The sequence below is a fragment of the Halorientalis marina genome, from assembly GCF_023028345.1.
Classification (GTDB): Archaea; Halobacteriota; Halobacteria; order Halobacteriales; family Haloarculaceae; genus Halorientalis; species Halorientalis marina.
In genome coordinates this window covers 133,140-152,379 of sequence record NZ_CP095490.1, presented here as the reverse complement: position 1 = coordinate 152,379, position 19,240 = coordinate 133,140, and the positions used below count along the sequence as shown (strand labels likewise).

At 57.2% G+C, this 19,240-nt stretch carries 18 protein-coding genes and 1 pseudogene; 13 read left to right on the top strand and 6 right to left on the bottom strand.

Translation table 11 applies throughout. From position 1 onward, the window contains the following. The first annotated feature begins 444 nt into the window (after positions 1–444). The 4 genes from MUG96_RS22235 (at position 445) to MUG96_RS22220 (ending at position 4,614) form a co-directional block, all read left to right on the top strand. Positions 445–2,262 (top strand): hypothetical protein, encoded by a 1,818-nt coding sequence (locus tag MUG96_RS22235; RefSeq protein ID WP_246989838.1) that lies wholly within the window; start codon positions 445–447, stop codon positions 2,260–2,262. A gap of 55 nt (positions 2,263–2,317) precedes the next feature. Continuing rightward, positions 2,318–2,620, top strand: a complete 303-nt coding sequence (locus tag MUG96_RS22230; protein ID WP_114450771.1) for a hypothetical protein — start codon at positions 2,318–2,320, stop codon at positions 2,618–2,620. A gap of 196 nt (positions 2,621–2,816) precedes the next feature. Continuing rightward, entirely contained in the window at positions 2,817–3,767 is a 951-nt protein-coding gene (locus tag MUG96_RS22225; protein WP_123124667.1) for a replication factor A, read from the top strand. A gap of 70 nt (positions 3,768–3,837) precedes the next feature. Then, positions 3,838–4,614, top strand: coding sequence for a DNA-binding protein (locus MUG96_RS22220; RefSeq protein ID WP_199710309.1), 777 nt, complete (start codon positions 3,838–3,840; stop codon positions 4,612–4,614). Between the two features lie 46 nt (positions 4,615–4,660). Here the strand turns inward: MUG96_RS22220 and MUG96_RS22215 are convergent, their stop codons facing one another. From MUG96_RS22215 to MUG96_RS22205, 4 genes and pseudogenes are all read right to left on the bottom strand, one after another. Beyond that, a complete protein-coding gene (locus tag MUG96_RS22215) occupies positions 4,661–5,923 on the bottom strand; it encodes an RNA-guided endonuclease InsQ/TnpB family protein (RefSeq protein WP_123124668.1) in 1,263 nt (420 codons plus the stop codon). A gap of 370 nt (positions 5,924–6,293) precedes the next feature. After that, positions 6,294–6,716 (bottom strand): TRAM domain-containing protein, encoded by a 423-nt coding sequence (locus MUG96_RS22210; protein WP_112077703.1) that lies wholly within the window; start codon positions 6,714–6,716, stop codon positions 6,294–6,296. A 67-nt stretch (positions 6,717–6,783) separates the two neighbouring features. Next, a pseudogene (locus MUG96_RS24465) lies at positions 6,784–7,050 on the bottom strand (DUF7837 family putative zinc-binding protein). A 511-nt stretch (positions 7,051–7,561) separates the two neighbouring features. Then, positions 7,562–8,527 carry a hypothetical protein gene (locus MUG96_RS22205; RefSeq protein ID WP_148040796.1) on the bottom strand — a complete coding sequence of 322 codons (966 nt, stop codon included), beginning with the start codon at positions 8,525–8,527 and terminating at the stop codon, positions 7,562–7,564. A gap of 48 nt (positions 8,528–8,575) precedes the next feature. Here MUG96_RS22205 and MUG96_RS22200 point away from each other — a divergent pair, with 48 nt between their 5' ends. From MUG96_RS22200 to MUG96_RS22180, 4 genes are all read left to right on the top strand, one after another. Next, positions 8,576–9,076 carry a hypothetical protein gene (locus MUG96_RS22200; protein WP_112077700.1) on the top strand — a complete coding sequence of 167 codons (501 nt, stop codon included), beginning with the start codon at positions 8,576–8,578 and terminating at the stop codon, positions 9,074–9,076. Between the two features lie 120 nt (positions 9,077–9,196). Further along, entirely contained in the window at positions 9,197–10,384 is a 1,188-nt protein-coding gene (locus MUG96_RS24345; RefSeq protein WP_123124670.1) for a transcription initiation factor IIB, read from the top strand. 98 nt (positions 10,385–10,482) lie between these two features. Further along, positions 10,483–10,692 carry a hypothetical protein gene (locus MUG96_RS22185; protein WP_112077698.1) on the top strand — a complete coding sequence of 70 codons (210 nt, stop codon included), beginning with the start codon at positions 10,483–10,485 and terminating at the stop codon, positions 10,690–10,692. 266 nt (positions 10,693–10,958) lie between these two features. Continuing rightward, positions 10,959–11,891: a DNA polymerase sliding clamp gene (locus MUG96_RS22180; RefSeq protein WP_246989836.1), complete on the top strand. Its 933-nt coding sequence runs from the start codon at positions 10,959–10,961 to the stop codon at positions 11,889–11,891. Positions 11,892–11,899: 8 nt separating this feature from the next. On the opposite strand, the gene MUG96_RS22175 is transcribed toward MUG96_RS22180, so the two are convergent. Next, positions 11,900–12,094 (bottom strand): hypothetical protein, encoded by a 195-nt coding sequence (locus tag MUG96_RS22175; protein WP_147270979.1) that lies wholly within the window; start codon positions 12,092–12,094, stop codon positions 11,900–11,902. A 382-nt stretch (positions 12,095–12,476) separates the two neighbouring features. Between MUG96_RS22175 and MUG96_RS22170 the strand changes: the two genes are divergently transcribed. The 4 genes from MUG96_RS22170 to MUG96_RS22155 all read left to right on the top strand — a co-directional run bounded on the left by MUG96_RS22170 (position 12,477) and on the right by MUG96_RS22155 (position 16,768). Then, the gene (locus MUG96_RS22170; protein WP_120083811.1) at positions 12,477–12,611 is read left to right on the top strand and encodes an AbrB/MazE/SpoVT family DNA-binding domain-containing protein; all 135 of its coding nucleotides are present in this window, start codon (positions 12,477–12,479) and stop codon (positions 12,609–12,611) included. A 5-nt stretch (positions 12,612–12,616) separates the two neighbouring features. Beyond that, positions 12,617–13,852: an RNA-guided endonuclease InsQ/TnpB family protein gene (locus MUG96_RS22165; RefSeq protein ID WP_123124672.1), complete on the top strand. Its 1,236-nt coding sequence runs from the start codon at positions 12,617–12,619 to the stop codon at positions 13,850–13,852. A gap of 146 nt (positions 13,853–13,998) precedes the next feature. Further along, entirely contained in the window at positions 13,999–14,877 is an 879-nt protein-coding gene (locus tag MUG96_RS22160; RefSeq protein ID WP_123124673.1) for a DUF6166 domain-containing protein, read from the top strand. 700 nt (positions 14,878–15,577) lie between these two features. Then, entirely contained in the window at positions 15,578–16,768 is a 1,191-nt protein-coding gene (locus tag MUG96_RS22155) for a hypothetical protein (protein WP_246989834.1), read from the top strand. A gap of 249 nt (positions 16,769–17,017) precedes the next feature. Here MUG96_RS22155 and MUG96_RS22150 read toward each other — a convergent pair whose 3' ends face one another. Then, the gene (locus tag MUG96_RS22150) at positions 17,018–18,412 is read right to left on the bottom strand and encodes a protein adenylyltransferase SelO (RefSeq protein ID WP_123124675.1); all 1,395 of its coding nucleotides are present in this window, start codon (positions 18,410–18,412) and stop codon (positions 17,018–17,020) included. 238 nt (positions 18,413–18,650) lie between these two features. On the opposite strand from MUG96_RS22150, the gene MUG96_RS22145 reads away from it, so the two are divergent. After that, entirely contained in the window at positions 18,651–19,238 is a 588-nt protein-coding gene (locus MUG96_RS22145; RefSeq protein WP_123124676.1) for a DUF7437 domain-containing protein, read from the top strand. Positions 19,239–19,240: the final 2 nt, after the last annotated feature.

Genomic DNA, 19,240 nt, shown 5'->3' with positions numbered 1-19,240 from the left:
GGTTTTCTGATGAAAACCCCCGAAATACCGCTCCCCTCTAACAGAGCCTCCGACTAGATCGCTCGCGCCAGCAACACTCATCGTCGCCCATAGCCTCTCAATTCGTCCTCACAGACCGTTATAGAACGTCGCAATCGCTCAAGAAGTGTGGAAGTGGAAAGACGAGAATCGCCTTTCCCACATTGTTATGATGAGCCGTTCAAGGCTCACTATTAGCTACTCAGGATGTAGATATAATCGTATCGGCTACCGACCACCCAGTCCATAGCACAGTAGCCTGTCCTCGGACGTTACCCCTCATAATCCCGCCCGAACACGCTCATCGACTACCCCCAGCGAATGCGGGCGGGAACTGACCGGGGGACACCTGAAGACGTGACACGTTCCTAAAGACGCGATTGGCTAGCTTGCGCTCAGTTTTGGACCCCAAATGGGGCTGAGGGAGTGAGAGAGGGTCGACAGCAGCGCCGCTGTCGGTTCAGATCGCCTCAGACCTCACCCAGATGGAGTGACTACCAGATGACGTACTACCACAACGGAGACGACCAGCTCACGAACGGCGACGTCGAACAGGACGACCGGTTCGACGAACTCACCATGCGCGGCCTCTACGAGTCACCGCACCTCGAAAGCGACTGCCTCGGCATCCGCCTCGAGAACGCTGGCGAGCTCATGATGGCTGCCCGTCGTGAGCCCGAATACGACGAGTTCGGCCTCGAAATCGAAGGAAATGGAAACTACGAACTCGACGCATACTGGATCGGTGCGAGCCTTCGCACTACCGAAGGTCGCGACGTCGATCCTATCGACCTCGCCGACGAGGACCTCACTGGACTCCCACTCGAAGCCCAGGAACGCCTACACGGACTCCGTGAGGAACGCAAACGCCAGCGCGAGAAGGCCTTGGCCGCCCACGTGGTCGGCATCGACCGCGAGACACGATGCCGTAAGGAGCTCGTCGAAGAGCGCGAGGAACGCCAGTCCAAGCGCAACGAGCGCGTCCTCGGGGAGGGAATCATCCGCAACAACGCATTCGAAAATATCGACGATAACGAGGCTGAAGCTGTCCGCGAGGCCGCTGCTCGAATCGAAGACCACCTTATCACCGGCCCCGGTGACGAAGTACTCCGACACCTGCTCGCACGCAAAGTCCGGAGCGGTCAGGACGTCTTCACCGCTCAGTCCAACACGTTGGACCAGCTCTATCAGGAGGCGAGCGTCATCCAACCTATCTCGTCCGTGCCGATTATCCCCTCGAAGTACAACGTCGAGGCTGACATCCAGGGCGAAGTCACGACCCTCTGGCAACCCAAATCAGGGAGCCAACAGCAGGTCGGCCTCATCAAAGACGACGCCGGCGATACCATCAAATTCACCGTGTGGACACGCTCTCAACAGGGTGTCATCCTCCACGAAGGCGATCTCGTTCGGATTCGTGCCGGGAAAGTCGGGAAGTACCAGGGACAGGCCACTCTCGCCGCTGACTCCGAGACGCATATCGAAGTTCTCGAGCGTGGCGACGGACCCGCTCCCAGAGGCGACATCCCGAACGTAGACTGGGAGAAATACGCCAAGCGTCACCGCGAACAGGGCATCGAACAGCCCTTCCAAGTGCACAGCGCGTGTACGATTCCCCCCTTGGGCGCTCCCGGCGTCGAAGAAGTCTCCCGTCCCGTGCATGCTCCCGTCGACAGACTCGACCAAGAGAAGGGCGAGAAGCTGGACGCCCTCGAATGGCTCAAAGCCACCGAGATATTCGACGAGGACGATAGCAAGATACCACTCCCAACTTGGTGGCGCGAACAAGCGAACGTGGTCTCCCTAATCGTCGACGTCGACGCCGAAGGGGACGAGATCGGCGCGGCCATCCGGGAGGTCGTCTCGACGGGCCGTCCCGAATCCACGCCTGTTCCCGTTACTCCCGTTCCCCAGGGTAAGCGTCGTCTCTGGGCGCTTATCCGTGACCTCGACCTTTTCGGAACCGCCCTTGATGACGACAAGGAGGGAGAGGTAGAGACGGAGACAGCGGACGACACGAACGAGAGCGTACTCACTGGCGTTGCAACCCCCGACACCTCGGAGACTACCGTGGCGAGCGACGACAAGCCGGGTCTTGGACTTCCAACGACCACGTGCCAGTGTCCAGAGTGTGATCACGATCGAGCGCAATATCGCCTCGTTCAACTCCGGTCCATCGACGAACCACCGACGAGACTCCTCTCCTGTGTGAATTGCGGCCAGAGATGGCGCGAAGACAGCTAGTCGACAGAAGCAGCACTTCACTCCGTGCATCCAGTCTCACTATTCCAATAGAACGATGTCAACCAACAACTCCGACCACGGTCCGACGAACAGTCACAGTCAACCACTCACGAACGAGGAACTCACCGGCGACGACGATGTCGACTTCCATCTTGACATCGTCGACGGCGAAGATCCCAGCCGGCCCGTCACCGACGACAAGAACGAGTTCAACCCGTACCCGTCGGGACCCGGTCCCCTTCCAAGAACGATGCGGTTCGTCAGGCTCATCGACGGCACCTGGGCGTTCATCGAGCGCGGGAACGTCGGCGGCTGGATCAGTGCCGAGGAAACCATCAACCTCGATGAAGTCCGGTGAGTCGCGATCGGCCACAAATACCTGTGTTTTGGCTCCCCCAAGGGGGTGAGGGGAATCGGAGGAGGAGCAAACATCCTGGGTGCTGCTCCAGCAGCCGTCCTCTGGGCACTCCCACTCGAATCTCATCTTCTATCTAGTCTCGTTCACCAAGTCGAACCATTCCAGCCAGCGACAGCAATCGCGCCACTTCCAGAAAATGTCAAGCAACACAAAATCCGCAGAACTAGCCGTAACTGTCTCCGACACAGACCTCTCGGAGGCTGCAACCGGCATCCTCGAACAGTTCCCAGACGACCTTGATGGCGACCTCCCCAGCGTAGAGGAAGTCGCGAGCCGTCTCGAGAAGATGACCAACCAGTACAAGGTTCCTCTTGACGAGGCCCGCCGCGCCGCGGTCAGCCACTATCGCGACGTGTTCGGCCTCGAATACGATGACCTCGAGTTCCCTGGCCAGAGCGCCGGCGACGTCACCCTCGCCTCAATCAACCAGCACGAGCAGTGGGTGGACGTGACCGTAAAAATCGTCGAACTCTGGGATCCCACCCACGACAGCATCGACCAGGTCGGGCTCATCGGCGACGAGAGCGGTCGCCTCAAGTTCACCAAGTGGACGAAGGCCGAACTCCCAACCCTTGAGGAGGGTAGCGTCTACAAGCTTTCGAACGTCATCACCAGCGAGTACCAGGGGCGATACAGCATCAACCTCAACTCGCGCTCGAACATCGAACCTGTCGACGGCGACATCGACGTTAGAGCCGATATCGAAGATGTCCAACTCTCTGTCCCGATGGTTGCAATCCAGTCCGGGTCGGGACTCATCAAGCGGTGTCCCGACGGGGACTGCACGCGCGTCCTCCAGAATGGTCGGTGTGCAGAACACGGCGACGTTGAAGGGGAATTCGACCTTCGCATCAAAGCGGTCTTCGACGACGGTGAGACCGTCCAGTACGCAATCTTCGACCGCGAAGCGACTGAGGCCATCGCGGGTATCACGCTCAATGAGGCCATCGAGCAGGCGATGGACGCTCTCGATACCAGCGTTGTCGAGGACGCCCTCATCGACGCGCTCGTGGGCCGGTACTACCGTGTAGAAGGCTCTATTGTCGGTCGATATCTGCTCGTGAACGAGGCTGAACAGCACGGGTAACCTCGAATCCGAACCAGAACGCGACCCGAGTAGCCTGACTTTCGACTCCACAACCGTCACTAAACACTTTATGAGCAAATCCAACCCAGAAGCGACATCCAACAGCACCGACACCGAGAACAGCAATGCCGGCCGGCAAGGTCGCCAGGTAGCGAAGCGTGCCTTCGCCGCCGAAATCAACGACGCTACCCACGTCTTCAAACAGTCTGATGAGGAACGAGCCCCGAACTTCGCGCTGCTTCCGTCGGGCGAGGTCGCCAACCGATACTTCCTCGTCGGCACGATAACCGAAGTCAACGACGTCGGGAACGAGGACGAATACTTGCAGGCTCGCGTGGTCGACCCTACGGGCACTATGTTCGTCTACGCCGGGCAGTACCAGCCCCAGGCCGCTGCGCTCCTCTCCAGCCTCGAACCCCCGGCGTACGTCGCTGTGACCGCGAAGCCATCCGCGTTCGAGAGCGATGGCGAGACGTACGTCTCGCTCCGGCCCGAGACCACCACCCGCGTCGATAATGAAACCCGTGATCAGTGGGTTTCCGAGACCATCGAATGTACCGAAGCCCGACTCGACGCCTTCCCCGATAGTGACAGCGAGTTCGCCGCGATGAGCCGCGAGCAGTACGGCGACAGTCTCGACCTCGATAACTATCGGGAGGCCGTCAACGACGCTCGCGAGGACCTCGGAATTGACATGGACCACCGGTCGGACAGATCCAATAGTGAGACCACGACCGAGAACCAGAACGACGACGTCAGCGTAGATGAAGACGGCGTCACCAAGGAAGCGACGGTTGAGGAGGCAGAAATCGCCGCTGCCGTCGCAAACGCCAGGTTCGAGGAGTAAGCCCAAGTAGGAACACCTCCGTTCACTCCCGGCCACACTTTGTGAACTACCCCTGCCTACTCGCCGCCGTTGACGGCTCCTTGAGGCAGGGGCTTCCCGCTTCCACGACGCGCTTTGCAGGAACAACCGCAGTTCCCGTAGGGAGCGCAGTCTCCACAGGCGTACCTTCGGAGTGACCCACTCCTAGATCAGTGAGTCCGCGAGAAAGAATATTCCACGCTGCGTTTGCGTCTCTGTCCGTCTTGAACCCACACGAAGGACAGGAATGTTCACGCACCCACAGCGGCTTGTCTGTTTTAACGCCACATGACGCACATTCCTTGGTCGTGTCTTCCGGGTCAACCTCAACGAAGTGCGTGCCTCCACGCTTGCACTTATATCCGAGCAGATCGGTGAAGGTGTTCCACGCAGCAGACGCGGTGTTGCGGCTGTTGCCCGGCGATTCCAGCATCCCTTTCACGTTGAGGGCTTCGACGGCCACCAAGTCATACTCCCGAGCATAGTAGTTCGAGAGCTTATGAAGGAAATCACGCCGCGTGCGCTTGATTTGCTGGTGACACTCTGCAACACGCCGACGTTGCTTCTCCCAATTGTTCGATCCATGCTCTTTGCGTGAGAGGTTCCGTTGCTCTCGTTCAAGTCTGTCGCGTTCTTCCGAGAGATCAGGTGATCCGACTGCTGTGCCGTCTGTATCATGGGCATACTTCAGAATACCCACATCGATACCGACCATGTCGTCAGTGTCAACATCCTCTAGAGACGGCTTGGCTGGTGGTTCCGTGTCCATCTCGATGCCGAAGATAGCGAACCACTCGCTGGTTTTCTCCTTTTTGAGCGTGACTTCTTTGACTGTGGCATTCTCGGGCAGCGGTCGGTGAACTTCGATGGGGATGTCTGCGAGTTTCGACAGCGACAGCACAGTCTGGCCACTCTTTTTGTCGAGTACGAACCCAGACTGGTTGTAAGTGAAACTGCGAAATTCCCGAGGTGACTTCCATCGGAGTTCACCAATCTTGTAGCCCTGTTTTTTGAGTTGCCCAAGTGCGGTGATGTTTTTGGCAATCCGCATGACGGTGGGCTGGAGGACCTTCGAGTAAATGTCGGTGAGTGCGTCCCACCAGTCTTTGAGGTCCGGAAGCTCGTCACGAATTGTGCGGACACGCTGTTTGACGGTGCCTTCGGATTCAGGAATCTGGTTAAGACGGTACAGGGCGTGGTTGTAGAGTTGGCGACAGGTATCGCGGTGGTAGTCCAGCGTCTCACGCTGGTTCTCCGTGGGCTTGAGACGATACCTGTAGTTGTAGTTCATGCCACGCAATTCAACAGAGGGCTGACTGGCGTATGAACGTTTGCCGTCCGGAGTGAAAGTAGCCCATGGACCTGTGGGCCAGCAACAAGAGCGTCTCTTGAAACCAATGACGACGGTGTATCCCCTCCCTACTGGGTTACTCGTTCGCTGCGTTACTCCTTGAGGAAGGGGGCTTACCGTCTGCAATCAGCTCACGTGGTCGCACAACTCTCTCGGGAGGGCTTTCACCCCGCCCCACTCCGTCGTTCGTTCCTCCCCGCCGAAATCCACCTTCCCTGAGCTGTAAGTGCAGTTTGACTCTACGGACAACCTATTCGTACAATAACTGCGAGTGTCTGTTCGTCCTCTTCTCGCACCGAAAATCGAGGAATTACTCGTAGTAACTCAACCGTTCGACGACCTCGGCGAAAGCGACGTTTTGCCGTACATCGGTAATCTCAATTTTGACTCGCTCACTCTCTTTCGTATCCGGGACGATCACGACGAAACCACGTTCGACCCGAGTGATGCCATCACCCTGTTCGCCGATGTCCTCAATCTCGACTTCTCGAGTCTCACTTTCCTCAACTGGTGGTTCCTGTGGCTCACGCTGGGACTGTGATCCCGTTTCAGCCTGTTCGCTCTGTTCTGGCTCGCTCTGTGTCGGGGAAGACACGAGTGCGACGCGATATGTTTCTCCTTGCTGTAGATCACCCAGTTGTAGCTCGCGCTCTGGAACGTCGATCACGTACGACCCGTCCTGTTCCTCAATCGAAGCTGAAAACAGACATTGGAGTTCTTCAGAAATCTTCATTAGTCGGCCTCCTGGCAGCGTAATAGTGCAGAACACTTGACTCTGCTGTCGTGTCGTTGCTCAGAATTCACTCGGGACTCACGACATCGTCGCAGATGGGACACTCTGCCCAGATACCAGTCGTTCCGTTGTTTTACTCATATTCAACCAAGACGTGTGCAGCAGAAATGTTCTCACCACACTCCGGACATTGCCCGTGTTTCGGAGTATCGTAGGTTATCAGGAGAAGGAAGGGAGCGTGTGACAATTCCCCTCCAACTGGCTGTAGAGTTATGTTTCGGTGTAAGCTTTGTGTGGAATCGTACCTGAGACGAGTGTAGTCGCAAAAAATCACTCGCAACCCGATCTCCGGTGATGAGCAGTATTTATGCGAACTCTGCGCCGAGAACTCCCTCTCTGTCGAACAAGTCGCCGAAAAGCGGATGAGCTGTGCGCAGAACACGGCACTCTCCTGGTTGAGACGGCATAGAATCGAACCCCGGTCTCACGACTACTCTGAGGCCCCGTGACGCAATCCGAATCTCCTGTACGAACTACACTGGGAGAAATCTCTCTCCGGAGAGGCAATCGGTGAACACCGCGGCTGCGGTGCGACCATCGTCGCGCGGTGGATAGATCGGTTCGATATCGACGCGAGGCAAGCCGATAGTCAAAAAATTAGTGACGGCTAAGGGTACTGTGACAGAACTATTGACCCCCCCGTTTGTGCTCCCCTGAAATGGTGGAGGGTTCAACACGAAATGGCTACACTCCAGCTCAGCACCGCCTCGAACGCACCGACTATCGACCCCACTCAGGTCGATGAACTCCGCTAGTTTCTCGACGAATGGCTCATCGGCACGGGCTCATTCGACGACATCATGGTGAAGATTGCGGTTCCCGAACGCGATCCCGATACCGGCGAGGCAGACCCGCCGCACCTCACGCTCTACGGATATGCCTCGTTCTCCCCGACGCATCGGCCGACCGTTCGCGAGGCCGTCCTCGAGGGCCTCGACGACAATCTCGATGAAGACGAACGCGAGGTCGTCATCAACGACGAAACCGAGGAACTCCTTTGGGACTACGCCGGTGAGCACACCGAGGACTTCCTTCGCGAACTCTCGCCGTTCCTCACCGAGCCCTTTGTCATCCAGACCGTCGGCTACGAGAAATGTCGATTCCCCCACGTCGGCTACCAGTACCGCGTCGATCCCGATGGAAAAATTGACCATATCCAGTTGGGATGAGCAGTCGGCTCGAATCTTTCGCCACGACGCTCGCCGCAACTCGCCTCCATCTCCTATCCCCCATCCAGCATGAGCTTCTACGCGCGAATCTCCGGCTACCTCCAGTACCGCACGCACGACCACCTTGACGCCGCCATCGAACGCCTCAGGCGAGGCGCTTGGCTCAACGACGACGAGCAGTGGCTCGTCCGAGGTCACCCCCGGGAGATCCGCACTGACGCTACCATCGACCACGATCGCAACCTCCTCGCAATTCCCGCTGGTGTGTACCAGAATCTCGGTCGAATCACCACCGAACTCTTCGCTGGGGCGACCGACGGTGTCGTAGTCACGTCCTCGAACGACGCGTGTTTCGACGCTTGGATCGAGACCCCGCTTCCCGAAGCCGCCAACGTTCCGCCTGGTGAGGGTGGTGATGTCTCTTCTATCCGTTGTATCGACCTCGAGCACTTCGCCCGTACGCAGGGCCTCGGCGTCAACCAATTCGGCGATCCTGGTCACTTCCAGTGGCAGTGGGATGTCCTCGATGCCTTCCACGACAAGCACGACCCAGACATCCTCGGGATTCTCGAATCCGCGCACGGGCCACCCGGATGACCAAGAGCCGAAACTATGCAATCTCCCGAACCCATGACCCAGAACACTGACCCAGACGCAAATACAGACTCAAGTGCGAACAAAACGAATACTGACATAGGCACTGCTCTCGATACGTTCGCTGATTTTCGCGATCAATTCGACGACGAGTGCGTTCTCCAGACGCTCTCGAAAGCCCACGATATCGACCGCGAGAACCCGCCGACTGTGTACTTCCTTGACGAGGACACCGGCCGTGTCTATCGTGTTCTCGAAGCCACGCGAGGCTCACCCGACTCGGGGTGGTTCGTCCTCGCCCTCGCCGGCACCCACGTTGACGATGGCTACGAACGCCAGTTGCGCGTCCACGACTCGGACACCCACCGTGTCCTGCTCGGCAACGATATCGAGCACTATGCTCACCATGAGCCGACCCCCGCCGACGACGTCATCACTACTAGTGAGGGGATGTTCATCCTTCGGATGGACGAGCCACTAATCCCGATCGGTGAGCACCGCCAGACACGCTCCTCCGGGGATGACGTCGATGAGTGAACACGAACACAGCGAACTCGAAGGACCGTGAATCGTGCTCTTCGGTTGCTTACGACCAGATTCCTCGCCTTCAGTTTGTCTTCCCCCGGAGGAACTGGGGGGTCTACGCCCCCGTTCCATATGTCTCAAGATGCCCTCGAGAACACTGACACTACGACCCATAGTACCGGCTCGTCTTCCGCCGGGTCGGGGTCTCCCACTCCCGTCTCGACGCGCCTCAGGCAGAACCAGCAGCAGACTCAGTCATTTTCCAGCGAGACTGCCTCCGAAGACGAGCAGTCGAAAGCCACGGACTCGGAATCGACCGATGAAATACAGTGTCCTGAGTGCGCAACCGACGAGTACCTCGTCATTGACGAGGAGGAAACCTACTGTGGGGAATGTGGCCTCGTACTCTTCCGTGATATCCTCGATCGGCGCCTTCGCTGGGTCGATACTGGGGACGGCCGTGAACCCGAACGTGGCGGCGCTCCCACCACACATCGCCTCCATGATAAGGGGCTCCCGACGGAGATCGGATATAACAGTGACGGGTACGACCGCCCGCTGTCGCGTCAGACCAAACGGCGTTTCCGTCGACTCCGTAAGTGGGATAGTCGATCGAAAACCGGCTCGAGTCGCGACCGCTCGCTCCGCCTCGGCCTCGGCGAAATCGCTCGCCTCGTCAGTGCGCTCGAACTCTCCGGCTCTATCCACGACTGCGCCGCTGACCTCTACCGCGAGGTTAGCGCAGAAGGGATGCTCGCCGGCAACTCCGTCGAAGGTATGGCGAGTGCCTGTGTGTACGCTGCTTGCCGTCTCGAACGCCTGCCACGCACGCTCAAAGAGATTGGTGAAGTCGCTCGTGTCGATATTAAAGAAATCAATCAGGACTACAAGTGCCTAAATCAAGATCTTGAGCTCGCAACGCCTCCACCACTCCCGCAGGACTACATCCCACGACTCGCGAGTGCCGTTGATGCCTCCCCTCGTCTCGAACGCCGTGCCTACCAGCTCTCCAGATCGAACGCTGTGGGTGTCCTCGCGAACGGCCGGCAACCGAACGGCGTCGCCGTTGCCTGTCTCTATCACGCCTTCAAAGAGAGTGGGCAAAGCAACCTCCGACTTACCCAACAAACTCTTGCCGAGGAAGGCTACACGACCCCGACAACGATTCGCAAGCTCTGGAGGGAGCTCCAAGGCCTTGCCGATGACGGAGAACTTCCCGATCCGGACGGCAACCTCGACCATTTCTCGTTACCCTGTGGAACGGTGGTAGGCGACGAGACGGATCGGATGACACCCCCATATCCTACGCAACAGTCCTAATCGAACCATCCGAATCGTTACGTAGGACCAACACTCGGGACGCGGAACCTGCGACCCCCGCTCGTTTGTCGCACCCCGAGACGGTGGGGGAACTCGAAATGGGCTCACTCGCACGCCACCGTGCAGCGAATCGCTTCCAGACCGCACTCCAGCAGCGCCTTGACGCTGCCTCGAATCAGAGTGAAGTACAGCAAGCCTACGACGATGCACTCGAGGCGCTCATCAAAATCACTCTCGACGATGTCGAACTCGACCGCGTCGCCAGGGAGCTTTCGACCAACCCCGACGTTATCGACTTCCCCGAGTGACCGAGATCGCGACCATCATGCTCGGTTTTGCCCACCCCACGGGGATGGGGGGAGGTAGAAGAGTTCATGGCGGTTACCGTTCATAACGGTATTACCGTTATTATTACTATTATTGGTTCGATTTTCTCCCTTCGTGAGCAGCTCGATCACCGACAGTATCGCGACCACGACTCCACTCACACATGAGTACCAACACCGAATCCGAAAGCGCGGACGCACAGCCAGCGACCACACCCGACGACGGATCCTCAGACGTAGAATCTGAGATGGACGTCGACGACGCGACCACCGCAGAAACCGCTGAAAATACCCAACCCAAAGGCGAGCCCGAACCAGATCTGGAATCGGAACCAGATTCTGAACCGGAGCAAGAATCCAACACCGACGGTGAAGCCGACGAGGACGTCGAGGAAGACGCAGAAGAAGAGGCCGATGTCGGCACCGGACCGCCGAGCCAGTTCCAGGCCGCCATCATGGGCGGTGACATCAAGGAGTTCGTCGGTACGCTTCGCGCCATCGTCGACGAGGCGAAGTTCAATGTTGAGCCTGATGGCATTCAGGTCCGTGCGGTCGATCCCGCAAACGTCGCGATGGACGACGGTGTGCTGTCCGCAGGGGCTTTCGAGTCCTACGACGCCTCCGAGGGTGTTCTGGGCCTCAATCTCGAACGTCTCGAGGGGGTCTTAAAACTCGCGAAGAAGGATGATCTCGTCGAACTCTCGTTCGACACGAATACGTTCAAACTCGTCATCTACATCGATGGCGTCGAGTTCACGATGGCGTGTATCGACCCCGACAGCATCAGGTCGGAACCCGAAATTCCGGACATGGATCTCCCCGCGTCGTTCACTGTCGATGAATCGCAGATCAGGCGGGGGGTGAAAGCAGCTGATATGGTCTCCGACCACATCCAAATCCGTTGTGACGAGACCGAGCAGGCCGTCTTCATCGAAGCCCAAGGCGACACCGACGACGTGTCCCTAGAACTTACGGAGGAGGAGTATACCGAGCTGACCGCCGTCGACGCGGAAGCGCTGTTTTCGCTTGACTACGTTAAGGACATCTCCCGGAAATTCCCGAAGAACGCTGCAATCAGCATCACCTTCGGGACGGACTTTCCAATGATGATCGAATACGAGTTTGCAGACGGCGAGTGCGAGATTCTCTCGATGATTGCCCCCCGAATCCGGTCCAACTAATGACTTCGCTAACCTCCCTCAGCGACGGCGATACCTATGCAGATATACGGCTTGGCGAGACGTTCATCGTTTCTGTCGATCGTTCCGAGGATGCACTCACTATCCGGGTATTCCACCCGGACGAACCGGAGACCGCCATCGGCGAACACTGCCTCGATCTCAGTCCTGACGGAGCAAACGACGAGACCACCGTTGGGGCACATACCGGGACTGACCCGACCACGAACAGCGATTTGGCTCTTGGGTAGTTACTCGATCGATGGCTCCTGGACGCTACGCGGCTCCTCTCTCGATTATCGATACGAGAACTGAAACCCAGCGGAAGTGTCCGTACTGTCGCTGGGAGACGAACTCACTCTATAGACTCGACAGCTGGCCAGACGACTACGCGGGCTGCGCGTCCTGCGTTCTCGAGGCACTTGCCGATGACGACGAGTACATCATCTACAGAAATCAAGGGAGAGTGCCTCGGGGCTTGACGAGGGTGAATCCCGACTATAGCCAACCAACCGACGATGGGTTTCGCCCGGCCCACAGGCCCACCGAATCGGCGTCATTAATTGGATTGGGTACGATTAAATCAGTATGGATCAGACAGAGATGGAATGTTACCCCACCGTCCGCGACCGGGGGCAAGTCACCATCCCCGAAGAAGTCCGAGAAACACTCGGCATCGAATCCGGGGATAGAGTCAAACTCACCGTCGAACGGCTGGAGTAACACCTATGAACGTCACGCTTCGCTGTCGCGCCTGCCCTGATGAGGAAACCGCCAGCGAAGCGTGGCGTCACATAGAACTTCACCGGCAGATCCGCAACCACGCCGTCCGCGACTACTACTCCCACGAACCGGGCAACCGTCCGAGTTCTTTCGATCAGCACAACAAACTCACCGACTGGAAACAGCGGTGGCCCGTGTTCAAGGACGTGTCCGCACATGCCGCCCAACAAACCATCTCTGAAGTTCACAAGAACATCAAGATCCTCCGAGAAAAGCGGTACAAGGGCTGTAAAACTGGACGGCTCAAATGGCAGGGGAGCGGAGAGCGGCGATCGGTCGCGTATCAGTCCGAAGGCTACGACGTGAATCACACCACGGGCCGCGACGGATACGTGTCACTCCGACTCTCCAAAATCGGCACTATTCAGATTCGCGCACACCGCGACCTGCCGCCGACCGAGAGCATCAAGCGCGTCGTTCTCAAAAAGGAGCTGACGGGCGAATGGTTCGCCTGTCTCGTCACCGAACGCCCGGACGACAGCCTCCCCGAGAAACCGAATCCCGACGACCTGTCTCCAGCCGACTGCGTAGGCGTGGACCTCGGCATCCAGTCGTATATCCACACCAGCGACAACCTCGCTGTGGACATGCTCGACCTCTCCGACGAGTACGACCGCTACGCACGCGAACAGCGGAAACTCGACCGGAAAGAGTATGGGTCGAACAACTGGGAGAAACAGCGTCAGAAGGTCGCCAAGGCGAAGCGTCGTATCAAGCGGGTGGTGCTGGACTTCCAGCACAAGTTGACGACGTGGCTGGTTCGGGAGTACGACATGGTGGCTGTCGAAGACCTCGACGTGAAGCCGATGATGGAAACGTCTCAATCGGCCAAGAACAAACAGGATGCGTCGTGGTCGCGGTTCTTGACGCTCTTAGAGTACAAAGGAGAGTTGCACGGCACGCACGTCGTGAAGGTAGACTCGGCAGGGACGACCAAGGAATGCTCGCGGTGTGGTGTCAAGACGGACAAGCCGATTTGGGTTCGGCAGCACTCGTGTCCGGCGTGTGGTCACGAGGAGGACCGGGACCTAAATGCGGCGAAGAACATCCTTTCACGCGGTTGCAAGCAGTTAGGGGCGGGACGCTCCGAATCAACGCCTGTGGAGACTGCGCTCCCTACGTTCACTCCTTCGCGGGTGAATGCAAAGCGCGTCGTAGAAGCAGGAAGCCCCGAGGCTTGACCTCGGGGCAGGTTCACCATTCGTCTCCGACCAACCTAGAGCAATCACAACCGAGTCCCACACCATCGACCGAGGCACGACCCGCCTCGGACCCGTCGCAGTCCCACCAATCCGCTGATGGATAACCCACCTTCAGACTTAATCTCATGCCAGCAAAAACCGATTACTCGCGAAAAACGAAATGGAAGAACGAACCGTACCAAGGCGAACGAGGCGTTGGCGGAAACTTCGTCTACGCTGGCGATAACCTGCTCGACAAGCATCTGTTCGTCCACCGACTCGCTCCCGGCGGATTCGACTGGGGGCCTGACGCCTCTGACGAGAAGGCCAGTCAACTCGCTATCGCACTCCTCGCCCCGCTCAAAGGCGTGGACTACGCTGTCGAACACTACCACCTATTCGCGGAGAACTTCGTCCGGCGTGAACTAACCGACGATACCTGGGAAATCAAACGTCAAGACTACCGCTCAGATGAGTACGTCGAGGCCATCGACGGTCGCGACCACCCCGAAAACACCGCCCCCGGCCCCGAAGACGTTCCCGATCTCGAGGATGCCGACCTCGAGTCCATCACGTACGCCGCGGAGATCGCTCTCGCCGAGAAGTACGCGGAGGTTCTGTGGCAGTCGGGGAACCGTCGCGAGAACCTTCGACGGCTGAAAGCCATCTGGAGCGGTGAGGAAGATCCCGCCAGCGACGCCGTCGCTTCGGGGACACTTTATCGAATTCAAGGCCTCGACATTCCCTCGAACGCCCGCAGTACGCTCGTCAAGCAGTTCGACTCGATGGGCGAACTCGCAGCCTGGGTCTGCTATGGGCGCAATCACTCCCAGCTCGCGGGGATCAGCGACGCATCCGCGAAGAAAATCCCTAACGCTCGCCCCGGCTTCGTCCAGTACTTCGGCGGTACAGAGCACATCCCCGAGCACGACACCCGTGAAATGTCGCTCTCGGAGATGTCCAACACTCGGGGCGACACCGCCCAGCAGACGTTCACAAGTACTCTTAGTGAGGCAGACGAGTAACCCACAGCAGCCTGACCGACTCGGCTTCCCTCTCACCTGTTTGTTCCCCCCTGTTCGGTGGGGGGATCGGATGTCCAAACAGAACACTCCAAGCGTTCCGCGCGTCGATTGACGACCACCGGGACGGATTCTGTTCGGGCTCTCCACCACCCCCCATCTTTCTCCTCTCGGCTCTAGCGGTTCTCCACGCTCCACTCCCCTTCGTAGCTGTAGTACTGTGCGGCAAACTCCCATGATACGGGATCGGCCGTCTCGTCTCTGCGTTTTCTCCGTTCACTCCCAGCCGTGTGCGTACTCCCGCGGCATTTTCGATACCGAGGACTCACCCATGTCAACAGAATCCAAATCCAGTTCCAGCCAGCCTCGCTCCCCCGGCTCCGACTCGAACGAGAACGAGACCGAGAACACCAGTGGGGACGAGAACGATACTAGCGCCAGTCGCACCGATACCGACCGCCCGCCCCTTCCGCTTGCCGATCTCCTAACCCGAGAGACAGACCGAAAATTCGTCGGCCTCACTGAGAACGACTCCCGGGAATATCCCGATGAAGTTCCACCGGAAACCCGGTGTTCGGCAGCGAACTCCCGCTCGTTTAAGGAAGCTATCCAAGCCCTCCCGAAGGCGAGCTCCGGTGAACTCTGGGCGACCAACGATTTCGTCGAGACATCCGGGCGTGTCGACACTGCCGTCATCCGCCGTGTGCATGGCCTCGACGTCGACGCACTCGAATCCTATACCGGAAGTTCGATCGAAGACCTCGCCGCCGCGAGTGAGGCCGACGCAGTCGTGCGTGTCTATGATCATCAAGATATCGTCGACGACCGCCGAAAGGCGTTGAACGCGCTCGGCTACGATGTTAAGTTCCGGTGGCAGATCGCCTCGGATTCGTACTCCATTATCAACCCACAGGAGGCGTATCTCCCCATCATCAGTGCACTCCAGCAGCGCGGCGAAACCAATCCCTTCGGGTGGGTGTCCTACCGCGATTGGGGTGGGTTGTTCAAGATGGTCGTCATCTGCCCGAGCCTCCGTCACCTCGTCTCCGGCGATCAGGGGGACATCGAAGACGACGTCGAAGAAGACGGCATCACCATCGCTGTTAGTAACGATAGCGACTCCGATGAGGACTCCAACAAAGACGAGGAAGGATCGGAGACCATCATCTACGGCGGCTTCCAGACCGGGTACGACTTCCGAGGCACGCAGACGCTCTGGGCGCGACCTGTCCTCTTCTTCCCCGACAGCGGGACCGTCCTTCCCGATATGGGCGAACGGTACACACGGCGGCACTACGGGAAAGCCACGAATGCCGATCACGAACGCAGTCAGGGCCGTGTCCCGATTAGCGAGTGGTGGCGCTCTATCTACGACGACATCGACACTCGGATGATCGAGGTCGATACCGCTATTCGTCGGACACGGGCCATCGCGTACGACTTTGAGGACCTCCCTTTCTCCGTCGAAGACTGCTACACCTACTGGGGGATCGCATTCAAATACGCAGAGCGGGCCGCCGACCGAGCGATCTCGATCGCAAAGCCCTCCTCGCGACCAACTGTGTTCAACCTTCAGCTCTCCTTGCTCATCGCGGTACTACAGGAATACGAGGGATCGATGGCCTCGGATACCTATCAGGAGTACCTTGAGGTCGCTGGCGAGTTGTTCAGAAAGCCAGCGATGATGATTCAACTCGCGATGCAGGAACACGACCGGCAGACGGACGACGACTCCCAGCATGTCCTTCCCGAGAATCAGCAGACGCTCAGTGACTCTCTCGAAGACATCGTCGATATCCCGGGCATCAGCGTCGATACAGAGGCCGACCTCTCGGATCAGCAAGCACACCGAGTGCAGGATCAGCTTCAGCGACGACTCGGTGACATCTCCTGATTCACCGTGAACGAAGTGGTCATTCAACTGTGGATTCGTGAGTTCATAATCATACGCTCAAATATTAGATAGCAGATAATTCTCTCACCGCGTGCAAGATGGAGGGCGCGAGTCTTGCATTTGTGAATACTGCTCTCTCAATCGGCGATGCCCAACAGTTCATCAACAGTAACTGCCGTTTGCCCGATGATAGTGTCCTCGCCTGAGCAATGGCGAGTTGATGAGTATACCTACTTTGGTACTATTGGCTCACGTATTACAGTACGTTGTATACTCCGTATCGAATTCTCGTGGCGGTGGTTGCTGGAATTGTGAACCCATATCCTTCGATATATAGGGGTTTTCCAGCACGTTCAATAACCGTTCGAATGTGGAAAGAGTCCCAGTTTCGAGATACTCGTCCAATGCCTGTTCAACCAGGTAGTTGCGGGGAATGTACCGCGGATTGGCCTCCTGCATCAACTCCTCATCTAGGCCGACAGCAGCCAGTTTATCTCTGAGCTGTTCGAATTCTGTAGTTGCAAACGCTGGGTCATCAAACGTACCGGTCGTCTCTAATTCGAGGAACGTATTGGTATAGTCTGCGTTCGACTTGCGGAGCCACTCCAGGAATTCATCGACGAGTGCTTCCTCATCATCCGAGGTGATCCCCAGCTTCTTTCGCATCATCGTGTAGTATTGTGCATCAAATCGATCGTCAAATTCGTCCAGTTTACTTTCGAGTTCATCATACGTGAGCGCCGTTCGTGTACACAGCGGTTGGAGCGCCTCTGCGAGACGTTCGAGATTCCACCGCAAAATGGGTCGCTGGTTGCCGAAGGCATATCGTCCGTGCTTGTCGATCGAGCTGAAGACCGCATCCTCATCATAGTAATTTATGAACGCACAGGGCCCGTAATCAAATGTTTCTCCATCGATACTCATGTTGTCGGTATTCATCACGCCATGAACGAATCCGACACGCAGCCAGTCGACAACCATCTCAATCGACGACTGCATGACTGCATCAAAGAAATCGAGGTATGGACGATCCGCTGCAGTTAGCTGTGGGTAGTGTCTGTCGATAACGTAGTCAGTGAATCGCTGTAGTTCGTCGGCTGCTCGGCTTGCAACATACTGAAAGGTCCCGTATCGAATATGGCTGTTCATCACTCGGACAAGAATGGCTCCAGGTTCCTTCCGCCGTCGTCGGATCGCTTCGTCAGTTTCGAGGACAGCTAGGCTTCTCGATGTTTTGATGTGTAGATTCTGCATCGCATATGAATACAGATACTCTCTGAGCATCGAGCTGACAGTTGCGTTGCCGTCGCCTCTCCCGGAGTACGGCGTTCGACCGGAGCCTTTTAATTGGATATCGTATCTATCACCATCGCGCACATGTTCGCCGAGTATCATCGCTCTCCCATCGCCCAGGACGGTAAAGCTCCCATACTGGTGGCCTGCATATGCTTGGGCGATTGGTTCTTCCAAGAGGTCTTGGCCTGCTAGAATGGTAGCATTGAGTTCCGCTGGATCCAATCCAAGATCAGCACAGAGCCCGTCATTACGAACTACAATTTCTGGATTAGCGATACTTTTCGGCGTTACTCTCGAATAGAGGCTTGGGTCCAAATTTTTATAAGTGGTATCAAATGAAAACGTCATTTTGTCTTAAGTAGTATTATTTTGCTTGTTAATAAACTTACTTTTGAGGATATTGAGATCCGGTCAGTAGAGATTCAAATCGGCGCGTGCTGCATACATCTTCTACCTCTTACACACGGTTCTATCAAATAATGAGTCTCTTCTCCGGTTTGAGGAATAACAAACCCCTCAATCAACGGTTGGAAGCACCACTTAGCCCACCGATACAACTTTATGTATTCCGCGGAAATTAAAATATATGGCCGAATCAGCTCTCTCGGGTTCGCACCCGTTGGATACGATGCTGGCAGTTTCTGACGTGATCCAGAACGAACGGTTGGCACGTCTGTACGCTCGGGTACTCGAACTCGACACCCCCACTGTAGAGGAGCTCGCAAGCCGTTCTGCGAGTTCTCAAACCACGGTCTACGAGGATGTCAAGCATCTCGTGGAAATCGGTGTCCTCAAGCGCGTGACGGACTCTCAGCCGCACCGATATAGCGCTCGTCGGGTCGATATGACCATACAGACCGGGGAAGAGACGTTTCAAATCACCCCGACGCTTCTCGTTGCCCTGGCTCAACGCGACTCAAACGACAATATCGAACTTTACGTCGAACGCCACGAAGTCAGCGGTCTGGCGACGGCCATCGAATACGCTCGGGCCTACACGAAATCGGAGATGACTGCCCGGATCATGGCTCGAGAGCAGGAGATCCCCGTCCTCGAAGCCGAAACAATCCTCCAGGAACTCCAGGAAATCCTCCTTGATGTAGAGGACGAGATTTCGACGGAAATCGATATCGAGGCGTTGGATGCAGACGTAGACGAGCAAATCGGCGAGTAGTA